The sequence below is a fragment of the Pseudomonas sp. genome (assembly GCF_049300855.1).
In the GTDB taxonomy this organism is placed as follows: domain Bacteria; phylum Pseudomonadota; class Gammaproteobacteria; order Pseudomonadales; family Pseudomonadaceae; genus Aquipseudomonas.
In genome coordinates this window covers 1-15,922 of the sequence record NZ_JBAQKH010000040.1, presented here as the reverse complement: position 1 = coordinate 15,922, position 15,922 = coordinate 1, and the positions used below count along the sequence as shown (strand labels likewise).

At 62.1% G+C, this 15,922-nt stretch carries 18 protein-coding genes; all 18 read left to right on the top strand.

What is annotated here, in order from left to right:
- Window positions 1-73 precede the first annotated feature (73 nt).
- The 18 genes from WA225_RS21145 (at window position 74) to WA225_RS21060 (ending at window position 15,462) form a co-directional block, all read left to right on the top strand.
- A complete protein-coding gene (locus WA225_RS21145; RefSeq protein ID WP_422609447.1) occupies window positions 74-1,996 on the top strand; it encodes a YncE family protein in 1,923 nt (640 codons plus the stop codon).
- Between the two features lie 14 nt (window positions 1,997-2,010).
- The gene (locus WA225_RS21140; RefSeq protein WP_422609446.1) at window positions 2,011-2,661 is read left to right on the top strand and encodes an SCO family protein; all 651 of its coding nucleotides are present in this window, start codon (window positions 2,011-2,013) and stop codon (window positions 2,659-2,661) included.
- Entirely contained in the window at window positions 2,658-3,278 is a 621-nt protein-coding gene (locus WA225_RS21135) for an SCO family protein (RefSeq protein WP_422609445.1), read from the top strand. The genes WA225_RS21140 and WA225_RS21135 overlap by 4 nt, the downstream gene beginning before the upstream one ends.
- A 7-nt stretch (window positions 3,279-3,285) precedes the next feature.
- Window positions 3,286-4,836 carry an ABC transporter substrate-binding protein gene (locus WA225_RS21130; RefSeq protein ID WP_422609444.1) on the top strand — a complete coding sequence of 517 codons (1,551 nt, stop codon included), beginning with the start codon at window positions 3,286-3,288 and terminating at the stop codon, window positions 4,834-4,836.
- A gap of 15 nt (window positions 4,837-4,851) precedes the next feature.
- Window positions 4,852-5,613, top strand: coding sequence for a peptidylprolyl isomerase (locus WA225_RS21125; RefSeq protein WP_422609443.1), 762 nt, complete (start codon window positions 4,852-4,854; stop codon window positions 5,611-5,613).
- A 219-nt stretch (window positions 5,614-5,832) separates the two neighbouring features.
- The gene (locus WA225_RS21120) at window positions 5,833-6,363 is read left to right on the top strand and encodes a response regulator (protein WP_034152602.1); all 531 of its coding nucleotides are present in this window, start codon (window positions 5,833-5,835) and stop codon (window positions 6,361-6,363) included.
- A gap of 81 nt (window positions 6,364-6,444) precedes the next feature.
- Window positions 6,445-8,151: a GspE/PulE family protein gene (locus WA225_RS21115; protein WP_422609441.1), complete on the top strand. Its 1,707-nt coding sequence runs from the start codon at window positions 6,445-6,447 to the stop codon at window positions 8,149-8,151.
- Window positions 8,132-8,935: a hypothetical protein gene (locus WA225_RS21110; RefSeq protein ID WP_422609440.1), complete on the top strand. Its 804-nt coding sequence runs from the start codon at window positions 8,132-8,134 to the stop codon at window positions 8,933-8,935. Before WA225_RS21115 ends, WA225_RS21110 begins: the two co-directional genes overlap by 20 nt.
- A 1-nt stretch (window position 8,936) precedes the next feature.
- On the top strand, window positions 8,937-9,482 hold the full coding sequence (locus tag WA225_RS21105; protein ID WP_016987882.1) for a PilN domain-containing protein: 546 nt from the start codon (window positions 8,937-8,939) through the stop codon (window positions 9,480-9,482).
- Window positions 9,469-10,017 carry a GspMb/PilO family protein gene (locus tag WA225_RS21100; protein ID WP_422609439.1) on the top strand — a complete coding sequence of 183 codons (549 nt, stop codon included), beginning with the start codon at window positions 9,469-9,471 and terminating at the stop codon, window positions 10,015-10,017. Before WA225_RS21105 ends, WA225_RS21100 begins: the two co-directional genes overlap by 14 nt.
- On the top strand, window positions 10,017-10,529 hold the full coding sequence (locus WA225_RS21095; RefSeq protein ID WP_422609438.1) for a hypothetical protein: 513 nt from the start codon (window positions 10,017-10,019) through the stop codon (window positions 10,527-10,529). Before WA225_RS21100 ends, WA225_RS21095 begins: the two co-directional genes overlap by 1 nt.
- Window positions 10,526-12,373 carry a secretin N-terminal domain-containing protein gene (locus WA225_RS21090; protein WP_422609437.1) on the top strand — a complete coding sequence of 616 codons (1,848 nt, stop codon included), beginning with the start codon at window positions 10,526-10,528 and terminating at the stop codon, window positions 12,371-12,373. The genes WA225_RS21095 and WA225_RS21090 overlap by 4 nt, the downstream gene beginning before the upstream one ends.
- Before the next feature lie 2 nt (window positions 12,374-12,375).
- Window positions 12,376-12,849 (top strand): type II secretion system protein, encoded by a 474-nt coding sequence (locus WA225_RS21085; RefSeq protein ID WP_016987878.1) that lies wholly within the window; start codon window positions 12,376-12,378, stop codon window positions 12,847-12,849.
- A gap of 5 nt (window positions 12,850-12,854) precedes the next feature.
- On the top strand, window positions 12,855-13,229 hold the full coding sequence (locus WA225_RS21080) for a type II secretion system protein (protein ID WP_007919395.1): 375 nt from the start codon (window positions 12,855-12,857) through the stop codon (window positions 13,227-13,229).
- Window positions 13,204-13,755, top strand: coding sequence for a type II secretion system protein (locus tag WA225_RS21075; RefSeq protein WP_422609436.1), 552 nt, complete (start codon window positions 13,204-13,206; stop codon window positions 13,753-13,755). Before WA225_RS21080 ends, WA225_RS21075 begins: the two co-directional genes overlap by 26 nt.
- A complete protein-coding gene (csgE, locus tag WA225_RS21070; protein WP_008086660.1) occupies window positions 13,752-14,144 on the top strand; it encodes a curli production assembly/transport protein CsgE in 393 nt (130 codons plus the stop codon). The genes WA225_RS21075 and csgE overlap by 4 nt, the downstream gene beginning before the upstream one ends.
- Entirely contained in the window at window positions 14,141-14,572 is a 432-nt protein-coding gene (locus WA225_RS21065; protein ID WP_422609435.1) for a curli assembly protein CsgF, read from the top strand. Before csgE ends, WA225_RS21065 begins: the two co-directional genes overlap by 4 nt.
- Before the next feature lie 29 nt (window positions 14,573-14,601).
- Complete coding sequence (locus tag WA225_RS21060; protein WP_077572085.1) at window positions 14,602-15,462, top strand: CsgG/HfaB family protein; 861 nt, start codon at window positions 14,602-14,604, stop codon at window positions 15,460-15,462.
- Window positions 15,463-15,922: the final 460 nt, after the last annotated feature.

Genomic DNA, 15,922 nt, shown 5'->3' with positions numbered 1-15,922 from the left:
GAAGGACGCCATCGCTGGCAAGCCAGCTCCCACAGGGTCGGTGTTTTGTCAGGTAGTGTTTGGGGAGTGATAGATGAACAGGATCATCAACATCATCGGTATTTGCTCGCTGGTCATGGCCGGGGCGTTGCTGACGCTGAGTGAGATTGCGCTGGCGCAAACCGGCGTGAGTCAGACGCTGAACCGTGACGGTGTGGCGGTGGACTTCAACCTCAAGCCACTGGCCGCCGACGGCAAACTGCGCGAAGGCGAGTTCGCCGATGTGCAGTTCCGCATCAGTGACGGCGCTTCCGGCCAGCCGCTGTCCGGGGTGGCGCCGGGCGCCTGGGTCGATCCGCAGACCCTCGCCGCCGATCAGGCCCAGGGCCGCGACCAGAGCTGCAAAGCCCGGGTCGGCGTGTTCCTCAAATCCAACATCGGCGCGCGGCCGTTGCTCGACCTCAACAGCTATTTCCTGCTGGTGATGAACCGCGACGCGAGCATCGCCGTGGTCGATCCGTCGGTCTCGGTCGGCGGCATCACCAGCACCCTGGCGCGGATCGAACTCAAACAACCGCCGATGGATTGGGTCACGCCCAAAGACAACAAACGCGTCTTTGTTTCCATGCCGACAGCGGGCGAAGTTGCCGTCATCGACAGTGAGCAATTCAAAGTCATCGATTCGATCAGCGCCGGTAACCAACCGTTTCGCATTGCGCTGCAACCGGACGAACGCCTGCTCTGGGTCGGCAACAATGCGAGCAAAGCCGAAGACTCCGGCGTGACGGTGATCGACAGCCAAAGCCTCAAACCCCTCAAACATTTACAGACCGGTCGCGGCCACCACGAAATAACCTTCAGCAAGGACAGCCGCTTCGCCTTCGTCAGCAACCGTGACGACGGCACCGTCAGCGTGGTCGACATCGCCAGCCTGAACATCGTCGAGCAAATCAAAACCGGCTCGCATCCGTTATCAGTTGCCTATTCGCCATTGTCCGGCGCGGTGTATGTGGCCGACGGCAAGGACGGCACCGTCACCGTGATTGACGCCAGCACCCACGCCATCCGCCGGGTAATCAAGCTGCAACAAGGCCTCGGGCCGATGGGCTTCAGCGCTGACGGTCGCTTCGGCGTGGTACTCAACACCGTGGAAAACCGTGCAACGGTTATCGATGCCGCCACCAACAGCGCCATTCATGATCTGGACGTCAGCGCCGAACCCTACCAAGTGGTTTTCACCCAGGCCTACGCCTACATTCGCGGACTCGCTTCACCGAAAGTCACCATGATCAACTTGTCCTCGCTCGGTGAAGGTCGCCAGCCGATCAGCCAGGGTTTCGAGGCCGGCCCGCAAGCGCCGCGTATGGCCGGGGATTTACCGCTGGCCTCAAGCCTCGCGGTCTCGCGCGACGACAACGCGGTGTTCGTGGTCAACCCGGTCGACAACACCACCTACTTCTACGCCGAAGGCATGAACGCGCCGATGTCCGGTTACCCCAACCGTGGCCAGATCGCCCGCGCCGCCATGGTCATCGATCGCAGCCTGCGCGAAGTCTCGCCGGGGCTGTACAGCGCCCGGGTGAAGCTACCGGCAGCGGGGCGCTTTGACGTGGCGTTCCTGCTCAATCAGCCGAACATCATTCACTGTTTCAGCGCGCAGATTGATCCTGACGGCAAACCGCAAAAACACCTCGGCCAGCCGAAAGTCGAGTTCCTCCTCGACAAGACTGCCGTAGCGCTCAACGACCCCTACGTCGTGCGTTTTCGCATCGTCCAGGGCAAAGACAAAACCCAGCGCAGCGGCGTCAAAGACGTGCAACTGCGCTACTACCTCGCGCCCACCTCGCACCCGCGTGAAGTGGCTGCGCTGGAAGTCGCCGACGGCGTGTATGAAGCGCCGATCACCCTCGACCGCAGCGGCGCCTGGTACCTGCATGTGCGCGCGGCCTCGCTGGGCGCCGGTTTCGATGACAAGACCTTTGCCAGTGTTCGGGTAACCCCCGGCCAGGCCCGTTGAAGAGGAGTTTCGACATGAACCGATTTGCATCCACTGGCGTGCTGACCCTGTGCCTGTTGAGCCTTGGCATCCAACACGCCTACGCTCACTCGGCAGACGAACACGCTGGGCACAAAGCCCCGGCGAGCAATACGCAAGAACATACCCAAGTGAAGTTCGCCAACGTGCCGCTGCTCGACCAGAACGGCAAAACCGTGCGCCTGGAACAAGACCTGGTGCAGGGCAAAATCGTCGTCATGAGTTTTATCTACACCAGTTGCACCACCGTGTGCCCGGTGGTTTCGTCGATCATGGGCAAGGTGCAGAAACAGCTCGGCGCGCGCGTCGGCGACGAAGTGCAACTGGTGTCGATTAGCATCGACCCGCAGCGCGACGACCCGAAACGCCTGCAGGATTACGCCCGCGCTTTTCAGCGTGGGCCAGGCTGGAGCTGGCTGACCGGTTCGCCACAGTCGATCGCTGAAACCCTCAAGGGCCTCGGCAGTTTCAGCGGCGACTTCAAGAATCACCAACCGTTGATCCTCGTCGGCGACGGCAACAACCGCCACTGGATGCGCTACTATGGCTTCACCGATCCGGCACTGCTGGCCAAGGAAGTCGAGAAACTCAGCGGTCTGCGCACCCACGCCAAACACACCGCCATCGCCATGGAGCAACAGCCATGAGACTGCTCGACTGGATCTCCCTGAGCGTGTGTTTCTGGATCTTCAGCAACGTCGCGTTTGCCCACGAAGGCCATGCCCCTGAGCCGACAGCAGCGGTTGCCGCTGCACCGGCCAAAGGCACCCACGACGCAAAAACCTGGTTCACCGACACGCCGTTGCAGGATCAGAACGGCGGGACTTTGCGCTTCTACAGCGACGCACTGCAAAACCGCATCGTGCTGCTCAACGTGATTTTCACCAGTTGCACCGATGCCTGCCCGCTGATCACGCAAAAGCTCAAAGAAGTCCGTGAGCTGCTGGGCGACAAGGCGCAGGACATCACCTTCATTTCCCTTACCAGTGACCCGCTGCGCGATACGCCGGCGGTGCTCAAGGCTTACACCTTGAAGCAGGGTTCCGATGACCCTCATTGGCTTTTTCTTACCGGCGACAAGTCACAGATGGACCTGGTATTGAGCCGCATCGGCCAGATCGTGCCGACCCCCGAGCAGCATTCCACGCAGTTGATCGTCGGCGACGTCGCCAATAAACGCTGGAGCAAGATCCGCCCCGACGCCCCGGCCGCCGCCATTGCCCAGCGCTTGCAGTTGCTGACAATGCCCGTGGCCGGTCGCTGAGCCCGCCATGAACCGCTGCCGCGTACTCGCCCTGATCCTGCTCGCTGGCGTCAGCCTTGGCGCGGGCGCTGCGCCGCTGACCCCGGAAGAAGCGGCGGGCAAGCGTCTGTACCGCCAGGGTCTGTCGGCCAGTGGCGAGGCGATCATGGCGCGGGTCGGTGCGGCGGACGTGTTGCTGCCGGCGACCAGCCTGCCGTGCGCCAATTGCCATGGCGCCGACGGCCTCGGTCGACCGGAAGGCGGGGTGCGTCCGCCGCCGCTGAACTGGGCGCGACTGACCAGCACCTACGGCCAGCAACACGTCAACGGCCGCAGCTATCCGGCCTACAGCGAAAGCACTCTGGCCACTGCCATCGAGCAGGGCCACGACCCCGGTCACAATCGCCTCGACCCGAGCATGCCGCGCTTTGTGCTGTCGATGAAGGATCAGCGCAACCTCACCGCATACCTCAAGCGCCTCGCCGATGAGCGTGATCCCGGCCTCGATGCCGAGACCTTGCACCTGGGCACCTTGCTGCCCAGCCAAGGGCCGCTGGCGGAAGAGGGCATGACCATTGCTGCGGTGCTCAATGGCAGCGTGGCGCGGATCAATCAGGCCGGCGGCATTCACGGTCGGCAACTGCGTTTGACGGTGATCGATCCCGGCCCGGATCGCGCCAGTGCCGAACAAGCCTTGCAGCAGTTGATCGAGCAGGAACAAGTGTTCGCCCTGATCGCACCGCTCGCGCCAGCCCTCGACAGCGAACTGGGGCCGCGTCTGGAACAGGCCGGCGTGCCGCTGATTGGCGCCTTGTCGTTGCTCGGCTCGATGCAGGCCAGTCCGCAGATTTTCGAGCCGTTGCCGGGCTTGCGCGAGCAACTGATTGCGCTGGCCGAATACGCCACGGCCAGCCTGCGCGTGCTGCAAGGGCCGACGCTGATCGCTTATCCCGATGACCCGGCACAAACACTGGCCGCGCAAAACCTCGGCGAGTATTTGCAGAGTCACGGCTGGCAGAACGTCCATCTGCAAGCCTACGACCCGGCGGCGGATGCGCTGCCGCTGGGTTCGCGTTCAGTGTTTTATCTGGGCAATGGCGGCGGCTTCAGTCGTCTGGCAACGCGGCTGCAAAGCGCCGGGCAAGTGCCTTACCTGTTCGCCGCCTCAAGCCAGGTGGCCGGCGATCTGCTGCAAGTCCCCGACGGTTTTACCCGACGGGTGTTTCTCGCTTATCCGTTCGTGCCCAGCGACTGGACCCAAACCGGGCGCATGGCCCTGACGCTGCTGCGCGAAGGCCAGGGCCTCGGCGCCCAGCACGCGGTGCTGCAAGTCGGTGCCTACGCCTCGATGCTGCTGCTCAGCGAAGGCATGAAACAGGCTGGCCGCGACGCCAGCCGCGAAAAACTGGTGACGGCGCTGGAAGGCCTGCACGACTTCGACACCGGCCTGACTCCGCGCCTGAGTTTCGGCCCCGGTCGACGCTTGGGCTTGAGCGGCGCGCACGTGGTCACCGTGGATTTGCCCGATCAGCGTTTCTATCTGGTCGCGCCCTATAAACCGATTGTTGCCAGCCCCTGAACGGAGGGCCCGATCATGAAAGGCACAACGCTGATCTTGCTGATGACTTGCTGGCTGCCGCTGGCGTGGGCCAATAACGAACCGGCCGTGGCGCGGGTCAACGGCGAGGAAATCTCCGGGTTTCGCTTCGAGCGTTTTTTCGCCGAATACTTGGAAGATCAGGGCCGCGCGGTGACGAGCATTCGCAGTCCCAAGGCCTACAAGGAACTGCGTCAGGCCGCGTTGCAAATGCTGATCGACAAAGAATTGCTGTGGCAGGAATCGCAAAAGCGTGGCCGGCAGGTCGACGAGCAAGCGCTGCGTCAGCAGATCGAGCAAACCCGCCTGGCCATCGGCGGCGCGGATAAATTCGTCCGGCGCTTGCAGGACGCCGGTTTCGATGAGGCGTCCTTCACCGAGTACACCCGCCGCGAGCTGGCGGCGCAGCAGATGTTCGCCGAGCTGATTCGCGCCAATACCTTGCAACCTCGCCACTTGTTGATCCGCGTGCCTGCGCAAGCGGATGCAGCCACAGTGGCTCAAGCGCGTCTACGCTTGTTGCAAATGCGCGCCTCGGTTGTCAGCGGGGCGAGTTTCGCCAGCGCTCCGGTGCGTTCACCGTTCGGCTGGCATGTGATTTATTTGCCGAACCACTTGGAGGCCGCCGATGTCCCAGATGTGCAGGGGCTGGACACAGTCAGGGCAGAGCTCGCCCGACAGCAACAGACCCAGGCTCGTCGCCAAGTGCTCGCGCAGTTACGGGTGCAGAACAGGATCGAACGAATTGACGACGACTGAAGGTTCCCCCCCAATAGTGGGGAATGGCTTCGATGCCCATTCAGGTGCTTCCCCGTTTCTGGGGAACGGGGTACCGGGACGAGCGGGCATTGTCATTAATTTCAAGGACATGAAGACATAAAATTACCGGCGCTCAGCCTGGCATGAAGTGTGCGTTACCCCTGGTAAGGCGCACTCTCAGGGCGGGGTCATCGGACCTGCTGTTTCAAGGAGTCGACCTTGGTTAACAAAGTACTGGTTGTCGAAGACGAACAGCTGCTTGCACAGAACCTTCAGGATTATCTGTCGGCGCAGGGGCTGGACGTCGCGATTGCACATGACGGAGCGACGGCTATCGGTTTGGCCGAAACCTTTGCCCCCGACGTGCTGGTGTTCGATTACCGCTTGCCCGATATGGAAGGCTTTGAGGTGCTCGACGCAGTCCGCCAGAACAGGACGTGCCATTTTGTGCTGATAACGGGTCACCCGACCGCTGAAGTCTGTGAGCGGGCGCGGCAACTGGGGGTCAGCCACATCCTGTTCAAACCGTTTCCATTGGCGGAACTGGCGCGGGCGGTCTGCGACCTTCTGGGCATCAAGCGTGAAGCGAAACCCGGTGCGAGCCCTTCCGAGGGCTTTGTCGAACGACGCCAGAGCAGGACCGAGAGCTTCCCGTTGCAGTTGTACGATGGCAGTTGGGTGTTGGCGGATCGGCGACGACAGTTGCACGCCATGGCACCGGACGACGATCAAATGCTCACCGGGGAGTAATGGCGCGATCAGACGTTCCGGCTCTTGCCGCCAAGGTTTGCCGCGCCGACAGGGCTTTGAGCCCCGGTTGGAGAGCAAGCCATGGAACGTCTGTCCGTTGTCGTCGAACCGCTGTTGGCCGAAAGCGCGCCAGAACGCTTTTCCAGTGAACAGCTTGCCCAGGCCCGGGCGCGGGCCGCTACCTCCGGCGAACGCGTCCTCGATGCTCTCGGCGTGTTGTGCGAACTGGCAGCGATGCCGTTCATTCACACCCTCGGCGCCACCCTGCATTACCCGGTGCTCGACACCGACAGCCTGTTTGCCGCGACGCCGGTATTCGACCGGGTCACCCTCGCACAATGCCTGAAACGCGAATTCATCCTGCTGCGCCACAACGATGAAGTCATCGGCGTGTTTGCCGACCCCTTCGACCCGGCGCGCCTGGCCTGGATCGACGATTGCCTGCACGGCGCGCCGCTGTATCTGGTGCACGCCGATGACCTTAAGGCCTATCTGGCCCGCCACGAAGAAAGCTTCCACGCCGTCGAATCGCTGAACGCCCAGGGCGACACCCACCACGAAATCGACACCCTGCAAAGTCTGTCGCTGACCAGCATCAGCGAAGACGCCAGCAGCGTGGTGAAACTGGTCAACTCGACCCTCTACGACGCGCTGAAAATGCACGCCAGCGATATCCATCTCGGCACCACCGGCCACGGTCTGGTGATCAAGTACCGCATCGACGGCGTGCTCAATAACATCAGCAAAGTCCAGGGCAACGAGTTCGCCGAGCAGGTGATCTCGCGGGTCAAGGTCATGGCCGAACTGGACATCGGCGAGAAACGCGTGCCGCAGGACGGTCGCTTCAAGATCGGCATCAGCGGCCGCCAGATCGACTTCCGCGTGTCGATCATGCCGAGCATTTTCGGCGAAGACGCGGTGCTGCGGGTGCTGGACAAACAGGATCTCGCCGACAAGGTCTGCGGCGTGCAATTGCAGGCACTGGGCTTTGAAGACGAAACCCTGCGCCAGTTGCGCCGCCTCGCCGCCGAACCCTACGGCATGGTGCTGGTGACCGGCCCGACCGGCAGCGGCAAGACCACCACGCTGTACGCGATGATCACCGAGATCAACCACGGCGTGGACAAGATCATCACAATCGAAGACCCGGTCGAATATCAATTGCCGGGGGTGCTGCAAATCCCGGTCAACGAGAAAAAAGGCCTTACCTTCGCTCGGGGTTTGCGCTCGATCCTGCGTCACGATCCGGACAAGATCATGGTCGGCGAAATCCGTGACCCCGACACCGCGCAGATCGCCGTGCAATCGGCGCTCACCGGTCACCTGGTGTTCACCACCATCCACGCCAACAACGTCTTCGACGTGATCGGCCGCTTCACCCAAATGGAAATCGACCCCTACAGCCTGGTCTCGGCGCTCAACGCGATTCTCGCCCAGCGTCTGATTCGCCTGGTGTGCGCCAGTTGCAGTGCGCCGGTCAATCCAAGCGATGAAGAACTGCGCGCCTCGGGCCTCGACCCACAGAAAGTCGATCACTACCACTTCGTTCACGGCAAAGGCTGCGGGCATTGCCGGGGCAGCGGTTATCGCGGGCGCACGGCGATTGCCGAGTTGCTCCACCTCGACGACGAGCTGCGCCAGATGATCGTCGAGCGCCAACCGATCAAACAAATCAAAGCCCTGGCCTGTGCCCGTGGTTTGCGCCTGTTGCGCGAATCGGCGCTGGAGCTGGTGGAACAAGGTCGCACCACGCTGGAGGAGATCAATCGTGTCACATTTATCTCGTGAGCGTTTTGTCGCCGTGCTCGGCGCCAGCGGTGTTGGCCTCGGCCAGCGGCGCGGCAGCGACACCCTGTGGCTGGGCAGCGTCGGTTACATCGACGAAGGCTTCCAGAGCTACGCGGTGGCGCTGGACACCCTCGATCGCCTGCTCGGTGAACACGCCCGCGCCGGTGCCGAATTGAGCGTGGTCATCTCCGGGCATTTCAGCCGTTTCTGCCTGGTGCCGTGGAGCGCGCAGATCAGCAGCCCTGAGGAATTGCGCGGCTTTGCCCAGTTGTGTTTCGAAGACCTGTTCGGTGCGCCAACCCAGCCGTGGAGTCTGGTGTTGTCCGCCGAGCCGGCCGGTTACGACCGCATCGCCAGCGCCTTGCCGCAAGACCTGCTCGAACGCCTGCGCACGCTGGTCAGCGGTCGTGGTTTGCGCCTGCGCTCGGTGCAGCCGTACCTGATGGCGGCGTTCAACCGCTTCGACAAAAGTCTGGATGCCGGCGACTTCCTCTTTGTTGTCGCCGAGCCGCAACGCAGCGTGTTGTTGCTCGCAAGGGAAGGGCGCTGGGCCGGCGTGCGTTCGGTGGGTGGCAGCGACAGTGATGCCGCGTTGAATGCGCTGATCGGTCGCGAACGGCAGTTGCAAGCCTCGACCAGCGAACGCGCCTTCAACGTTTATCTGCATGCCCCGGCGCGCCTCGATGCGCATCCGGACGTGGCGGGTGTGCAACTGCGCACCCTTGAAGACGCTTCGATGACCGTGCGTGACGGCTTGTACGTCATGTCCCGGGCGGTGGCCTGACATGCGCGCGCTTAATCTCGATTTTCAGCCACGGCCACGTTCCGGCCCGTTGGGCTGGAGCCTGCTCGGCGGCGGCGTGCTGCTGGCGCTGCTGTGCTTCGGCGTGCAACAGCACCTCGACGCGCACACCGAACAGCAACAAGGTCACCTGCAAACCACGCAGCGTCAGCTCACTGGCGACAGCGGCGCCAAGTCCACCTTGAGCCCGGCAGAAACCCGCGAGCAAGCGGCAAACCTTGCCGAGATGCGCAAGGTCTCGCAGCAACTGCGCCGGCCGTGGGAACGCCTGTTCGCCATGCTCGAAGCGATGCCGCGTGATGACGTCGCGCTGCTGAGCCTGACCCCGGATGCGCGCAAAGGCCAGGTCCGCATCAGCGCCGAAGCACGCGATCTGCAAGCGATGCTCGATTTTCACAAACGTCTGGAAGCCAGCGACGAGCTGTCCGACGTCTCGCTGCTGAGCCACGAAATCGTCGTCAAATCGCCGGAACAACCGGTGCAGTTCAACCTGTCGGCGACCTGGGAGATGGGCGATGCGAATCCCTAGACTGATCGTCCACGAATACCTGCAAGGCCTCGGCATTCCGGGCCTGGCCGGGCTGGCGCTGCTGCTGGTCGCCGTGGCTTGGGCACTCGCTGGTTTGCTGCCGGGCTGGCAATCGTTGCAGCACTTGAGCCAACAGACTCAGGAAGCCAGCGCGTACCTGGCCAAGGTTGAAGACGGCAGCATCGCGCCGCCGGTGGTGCCGCAGCGTCAGCTCGACGACTTCCGCAACAAACTGCCGGCGCAGCCGCAAGCCACGGTCGCCATCGACCGCATCTACGCCCTCGCAGCCCAGGAGCACATCACTCTGGCACGCGGCGAATACGCCCTCGGCGTCGACCCGAAAACCCATCTGGCGCGCTATCAGATCCTCCTGCCAGTGCGCGGCAGCTACCCGCAGCTGCGCCGCTTCGTACACGCCTTGCTCGGCCAGTTGCCGGCGGTGGTGGTGGAAGACCTCGAATTGCAACGCAAGAAGATTGGCGACACCGACCTCAATGGCCGGATCCGTATGACCCTTTACCTGTCGAGGTCGTGATGAATACCAAGCGCGTGACAGGGTGGGTAGCGTTCTTCGCTGTGGCGGCGGCGCTGGCGTGGTTGCCGGAATATTTCTCGCCGACCGAGGATGCCGATTCCAGCGAAGTAGCGGTCGCCACGCCGGGGAAAACCCGGGGCGCGCTGCCGGCCAGCACCGCCAAGGCCAAAGAGGCGCCGATCAAGGACCTGAGCCCGGCCGGCGACCTGTTCGCGGCGAAATCCTGGAAGGTTGCGCCGACCCTGGCCACGGTCACCGAACAAGCGATCAACCCGGCCACAGTGGTGCAAGCCCCGAGCCTGCCACCGGTGCCGTTTCAGTTCGTCGGCCGGCTGCATGACCGCAGCGACCTGCAAGTGTTTTTGCAGAACGGCGAAAAGATCTACGTCGTGCGCAACGGGGATGTGATCGACGACACCTGGAAGATCACCGGCATTTCCGATGTGGAATTGAGCCTGGTCTACCTGCCTTTGCATTTGTCGCAGACCTTGTCTGTGGGGAGTACGCAATGAACCGTTCCCGTTTGCTGATGAGCCTCGGTCTGTGTGCCGGGCTGGCCGCGTGCAGCACTGCGCAGGTGGCCAACAAGGAAGCCGCCGACCTGATTGAACAGGGTCAGTACGAGGCGGGGCTGGCCCGAATTGAGGAAGGCCTGCGCGAAAACCCTCGCGACACCGAATTGCACCTGCTGCTCAACACCGGTCGGGCCAAGGCGATCACGGCGTTGCTGACCGCCGGCGACACCGACCGTTCGCGCCGCGATTTTACCTCGGCGCGCACTGCCTACATGCGCGTGCTGACCATCGAGCCGAACAACCGCCGCGCGCAGGATGCGCTGAAGCAGATGGAATACCTGCGCAGCATGGACGAGAAACTCGAGCTGGCCCGTGGCGACCTGCGCCGTGGCGACATCTATGGCGCTGATCGTCAGGTCAAGCAGATCCTCGAACTCGACCCGGCCAATGAAGGTGCGTTGGAGCTGCAAGGCAATATTCGTCTGGTGCAGAGCCGCAACGTGATTGCCTATCCGCAACTGCGCACCAAGCTCGATCGGCCGGTGACCCTGGAATTTCGCGACGCCAACCTCAAGACTATTTTTGAAGTGTTGTCGCAGGTTGCCGGGCTGAACTTCATCTTCGACAAAGACCTGCGTCCGGACATGAAAGCGACGATTTTCGTGCGTGACGTGCGCATCGAAGACGCCGTGACCCTGTTGCTGCAACAGAACCAGTTGCACCAGAAAGTGGTGAACGAAAACACCTTGCTGATCTACCCGGATTCGCCACAGAAAGTGAAGGATTACCAGGAACTGGTGATGCGCACCTTCTACCTGACCAGCATCGACGCCAACACCGCGTTGAACATGGTCAAAACCATGCTCAAGACCCGCGACGTGTTTGTCGACGAACGCCTCAACACCCTGACCATGCGCGACACCGAAGACGCCGTGCGCATGGCCGAGAAACTCCTGCAATCGCAAGACCAGTCCAACCCGGAAGTGGTGCTCGAAGTGGAGGTGATGGAAGTCGCCACCCAGCGCATTCTCGACCTTGGCCTGCAATGGCCAAGCACCTTTGGTGTGGTCAACTCCGATGGTTCGCCGGTCACCCTGTTGGGCCAACTCAAAGGCATCAACTCTGACCGCATCTCCATCGGTCCATCGCCGCAAGCCAAGATCAACGCGCAGGACAACGACATCAACACCCTCGCCAGTCCGGTGATTCGCGTCAGCAACCGCGAGCAGGCGCGTATCCACATCGGGCAGCGCGTACCGATCATCAGCGCCACCTCGGTGCCGTCGACACAGGGCCCGGTGATCACCGAAAGCGTGACCTATCTGGATGTCGGTCTGAAGCTCGAAGTGACCCCCACCGTGCATTTGAACAACGAAGTGGCGATCAAGATCGCCCTGGAAGTGAGTAACGCCACGCCGCTGGAACCGACCCGCCAGGGCACGATCCCGGTACAGGTCGATACCCGCAACGCGCAAACCTCGCTGCGTCTGCACGACGGCGAAACGCAGATCCTCGCCGGGCTGGTGCGCAACGACCACGGTGCCACCGGCAACAAGATTCCCGGCCTCGGTGACATTCCCGGTTTGGGCCGCTTGTTCGGCAGCAACAAAGACACCATCGGCAAATCGGAACTGGTGCTGTCGATCACCCCACGGATCGTGCGCAACCTGCCGTACCAGAGCCCGTCGGACATGGAGTTCTCCACTGGCACCGAAACCAGCATGCACATTCAGGCCCCGGATCGTTCGCAGAGCTACGTGATGCCGTCGCCTGCCGCGCAGCCGCGTGCCGTCGGTGAATCGGCCGTGGCCACCACCCGCGTTACTGTCGAGAAGCCTTGATCATGAACGCCTCCCAACGCGGTTTCACCCTGATCGAAGTCGTGGTGACGCTGGCCCTGATCGGCCTGTTGGCGAGCATGGCCGCGCCACTGACCGAGACCCTGGTGCGGCGTGGCAAGGAGCAGGAATTGCGCAACGCGCTGTACCAGATTCGCGACGCCATCGACGCCTACAAACGTGCGTTCGATGCCGGTTACATCGAGAAGTCGCTGAACAGCAGCGGCTACCCGCCGAACCTGAAAGTGCTGGTCGAAGGCGTGCGCGATGTGCGCAGCGCCAAGGGCGCCAAGTTCTACTTTTTACGCCGCATCCCGCGCGATCCGCTGGTGCCGGCGAAACGTGATGACGAAGGGGGTTGGGGCGTGCGCGCCTACGACAGTTCGGCTCAGAACCCGCGCGATGGCGAGGACGTCTTTGACGTCTACTCCCACGCCCGGGGCAAGGGCCTCAACGGCATCGCCTACCGCGAGTGGTGAACCTCATGCGCCGGGAAAAAGGTTTTACCTTGCTGGAGCTGATGGTGGTTATGGCGATCATCGCCACGCTGATGACCATCGCGTTGCCGCGCTACTTCAACAGCCTCGAAGCGTCGAAGGAAACCACCTTGCGCCAGAGCCTGTCGGCGATGCGCGAGGCGCTGGATCACTTCTACGGCGACACCGGGCGTTATCCGGATTCCATCGAGCAACTGATCGAACAGCGTTACCTGCGCAACGCACCACTCGATCCGATCACCGAACGCAAAGACCAGTGGGTGCTGATCGCGCCACCGGACGGCGTCGCCGGCGGTGTGGCCGATATCAAAAGCGGTGCTACCGGGAGGGCGCGTGATGGCAGCCAGTATTCCGAGTGGTAACCGCGCGCAGCAGGGTGGTTTCACTTACCTGGGCGTGCTGTTTCTGATCGTGGTGATGGGCATGGGCCTGGCCAGTGCTGGCGAGTTGTGGTCGACCGCGTCGCGCCGCGACCGTGAACGCCAGTTGCTCTGGGTCGGTACTCAGTACGCCCAGGCGCTGCGCAGCTACTACCGCAGTTCGCCGGGGTTGGCGCAGTACCCGAAAGAGTTGGTCGATCTGCTCGACGATCAGCGTTTTCCAGAAGCGAAACATCATTTGCGTCAGCTTTATCCAGACCCGATCGGTCAGGGTGAATGGGCCGTACAACGCGGTTTCGATGGACGCATCACCGGCCTCAACAGCCCGTCGACCGAGCTGCCGTTGAAGCAGGCGGACTTCCCGACACAGTGGTCGGATTTCGAAGGCATGCAGCGTTATTCGGACTGGCAGTTCGTGGCTGAAAAAGCCTTTCTTGAGGGCACTGGCACTAGTAGCGGGGGCCCGGCCAAAGGCCAGTCAAATTTGCCGCAGGCGTTGCAGCCATGACTCGCCAATGGTGGTGCGCGCTGATCCTCACCGCTGTGGCGTGCTGCGCCAGCGCCGGTGAAGAAGACGAAATGATGGGTTTCATCGTCGACGACACGATCTCGCACATCGGCCACGACTTTTACTACTCGTTCAGTGAACGCCTGCGCGACACCAGCCCGATGGATTTCAACCTGGTGGTGCGCGAGCGGCCCGACGCGCGCTGGGGCAGCCTGGTGACCGTGGAATATCAGCAACGCCTGGTTTATCGGCGCTTCCTGCCGCCGAACACCGTGGAACTGAAGGACGAGGCCTACGCGGCCGCCGACTGGGTTCGACGCCAGGTTGTCCAGCGCAAGCTGGAGGCTCTGTTGCAGGACACCACCGACCTTGAGAAGGACGAACTATGAACAGCACAACGTTCTCACGGCGCAGCGGATTGTGGATCTCGGGGTTGTTGATCGGGCTCGCCAGCGCTGCCGCTGTCCAGGCCACTGAACTGGTCTACACGCCGGTCAACCCGTCGTTCGGCGGCAACCCGCTCAACGGCACCTGGTTGCTCAACAACGCCCAGGCGCAAAACGATTACGACGATCCGGACCTGAAAAGCCGTTCGAGCGTGGCCGGCACCTCGGCGCTGGAGCGCTTCACCAGTCAATTGCAATCGCGGCTGCTAGGGCAGTTGCTGGACAACATCTCCACTGGCAACACGGGGAGCCTGTCCACCGACTCTTTTATCGTCAACGTCATCGACGACTCCGGGGCACTGAGCATTGAAGTGACCGATCGAGCGACCGGTGAGGTTTCGGAAATTCAGGTGAACGGCCTCAACCCATGACGGGCTGACGGTTCCGGGGAGAGACGGACATGAAAAAGATCATCGCGTTAGGGCTGCTGTTGGCGACATTACAAGGGTGCAGTCTGCGTGAGCCGATGTCGGCCGAGCAGGACACCGAAACCCCGACCCTGACTCCAAGGGCCTCGACTTATTACGACTTGCTGAAGATGCCGCGACCCAAGGGGCGGTTGATGGCGGTGGTGTACGGCTTCCGTGACCAGACCGGGCAGTACAAGCCGACGCCGGCGAGTTCGTTTTCCACCAGCGTGACTCAGGGCGCGGCGTCGATGTTGATGGACGCGATGCAGGCCAGTGGCTGGTTTGTGGTGCTGGAACGGGAAGGCCTGCAGAACCTGTTGACCGAGCGCAAGATTATTCGCGCGTCGCAGAAGAAGCCGAATACGCCGGTGAATATTCAGGGTGAGCTGCCGCCGTTGCAGGCGGCGAACATGATGCTTGAGGGCGGGATCATCGCTTATGACACGAATGTGCGTAGCGGTGGGGAAGGGGCGCGGTATCTGGGGATTGATTTGCAGCGTGAGTATCGGGTGGATCAGGTGACGGTGAACTTGCGTGCGGTGGATGTGCGCAGTGGGCAGGTGTTGGCGAATGTGATGACCAGCAAGACGATTTATTCGGTGGCGCGCAGTGCGGGGATTTTCAAGTTCATCGAGTTCAAGAAGTTGCTTGAGGCTGAGGTTGGGTATACGACGAATGAGCCGGCGCAGTTGTGTGTGTTGTCGGCGATTGAGGCGGCGGTGGGGCATATGGTGGCGCAGGGGATTGAGCGGCATTTGTGGCAGGTGGCGGGGGATGCTTCTACGCCCGGGCAGGATGATGTTTTGAATCGGTATTTGACTCAGAACAAGGTTGATCCTGAGGCGGAGTGAACGTGGCGGCCTTCGGGCCGACCAGGTTCTTGCAGAGGTTGGCGGGGCTGATGATATTGAGAATGTCCCCAAAACCTGTGGGAGCTGGCTTGCCAGCTATGGCGGCCTTATAGCCGACCAATCTCTGGCAGATGTACCCAGTTCCAATTGTGGGAGTGAGCTTGCTCGCGAAGGCTTTTTGTCAGGCGTTGGGGTTCTTTCTGGCTGAGTACATATCCATTCCTGCGGCAACGGCTACCTAGGGTTTCGCCCTGACGGCGACTCACTTTTTTTACAAACGCCTAAAAAAAGTAAGCAAAAAAACGCTTGCTCCTGCGTGCGGCCCGCTCGCTGGGGCTCGGGGTTCCTTCGCTCCGGGATCGATCCGGGCGCAGCGCCTACGGTTTGCTGCGCTGCACCTCCTCTCGCTGTGTTTGGCTGCGCCAAACGGTCGCTGCGCTCCCACGCCCGGATCAATCCC

What these genes read in the sequence shown, in the direction of transcription:
- WA225_RS21145 (WP_422609447.1), top strand. Translation starts at nt 74, where the DNA reads ATGAACAGGATCATCAACATCATCGGTATTTGCTCGCTGGTCATGGCC.
- WA225_RS21140 (WP_422609446.1), top strand. Translation starts at nt 2,011, where the DNA reads ATGAACCGATTTGCATCCACTGGCGTGCTGACCCTGTGCCTGTTGAGC.
- WA225_RS21135 (WP_422609445.1), top strand. Translation starts at nt 2,658, where the DNA reads ATGAGACTGCTCGACTGGATCTCCCTGAGCGTGTGTTTCTGGATCTTC.
- WA225_RS21130 (WP_422609444.1), top strand. Translation starts at nt 3,286, where the DNA reads ATGAACCGCTGCCGCGTACTCGCCCTGATCCTGCTCGCTGGCGTCAGC.
- WA225_RS21125 (WP_422609443.1), top strand. Translation starts at nt 4,852, where the DNA reads ATGAAAGGCACAACGCTGATCTTGCTGATGACTTGCTGGCTGCCGCTG.
- WA225_RS21115 (WP_422609441.1), top strand. Translation starts at nt 6,445, where the DNA reads ATGGAACGTCTGTCCGTTGTCGTCGAACCGCTGTTGGCCGAAAGCGCG.
- WA225_RS21105 (WP_016987882.1), top strand. Translation starts at nt 8,937, where the DNA reads ATGCGCGCGCTTAATCTCGATTTTCAGCCACGGCCACGTTCCGGCCCG.
- WA225_RS21100 (WP_422609439.1), top strand. Translation starts at nt 9,469, where the DNA reads ATGCGAATCCCTAGACTGATCGTCCACGAATACCTGCAAGGCCTCGGC.
- WA225_RS21095 (WP_422609438.1), top strand. Translation starts at nt 10,017, where the DNA reads ATGAATACCAAGCGCGTGACAGGGTGGGTAGCGTTCTTCGCTGTGGCG.
- WA225_RS21090 (WP_422609437.1), top strand. Translation starts at nt 10,526, where the DNA reads ATGAACCGTTCCCGTTTGCTGATGAGCCTCGGTCTGTGTGCCGGGCTG.
- WA225_RS21085 (WP_016987878.1), top strand. Translation starts at nt 12,376, where the DNA reads ATGAACGCCTCCCAACGCGGTTTCACCCTGATCGAAGTCGTGGTGACG.
- WA225_RS21080 (WP_007919395.1), top strand. Translation starts at nt 12,855, where the DNA reads ATGCGCCGGGAAAAAGGTTTTACCTTGCTGGAGCTGATGGTGGTTATG.
- WA225_RS21075 (WP_422609436.1), top strand. Translation starts at nt 13,204, where the DNA reads ATGGCAGCCAGTATTCCGAGTGGTAACCGCGCGCAGCAGGGTGGTTTC.
- csgE (WP_008086660.1), top strand. Translation starts at nt 13,752, where the DNA reads ATGACTCGCCAATGGTGGTGCGCGCTGATCCTCACCGCTGTGGCGTGC.
- WA225_RS21065 (WP_422609435.1), top strand. Translation starts at nt 14,141, where the DNA reads ATGAACAGCACAACGTTCTCACGGCGCAGCGGATTGTGGATCTCGGGG.
- WA225_RS21060 (WP_077572085.1), top strand. Translation starts at nt 14,602, where the DNA reads ATGAAAAAGATCATCGCGTTAGGGCTGCTGTTGGCGACATTACAAGGG.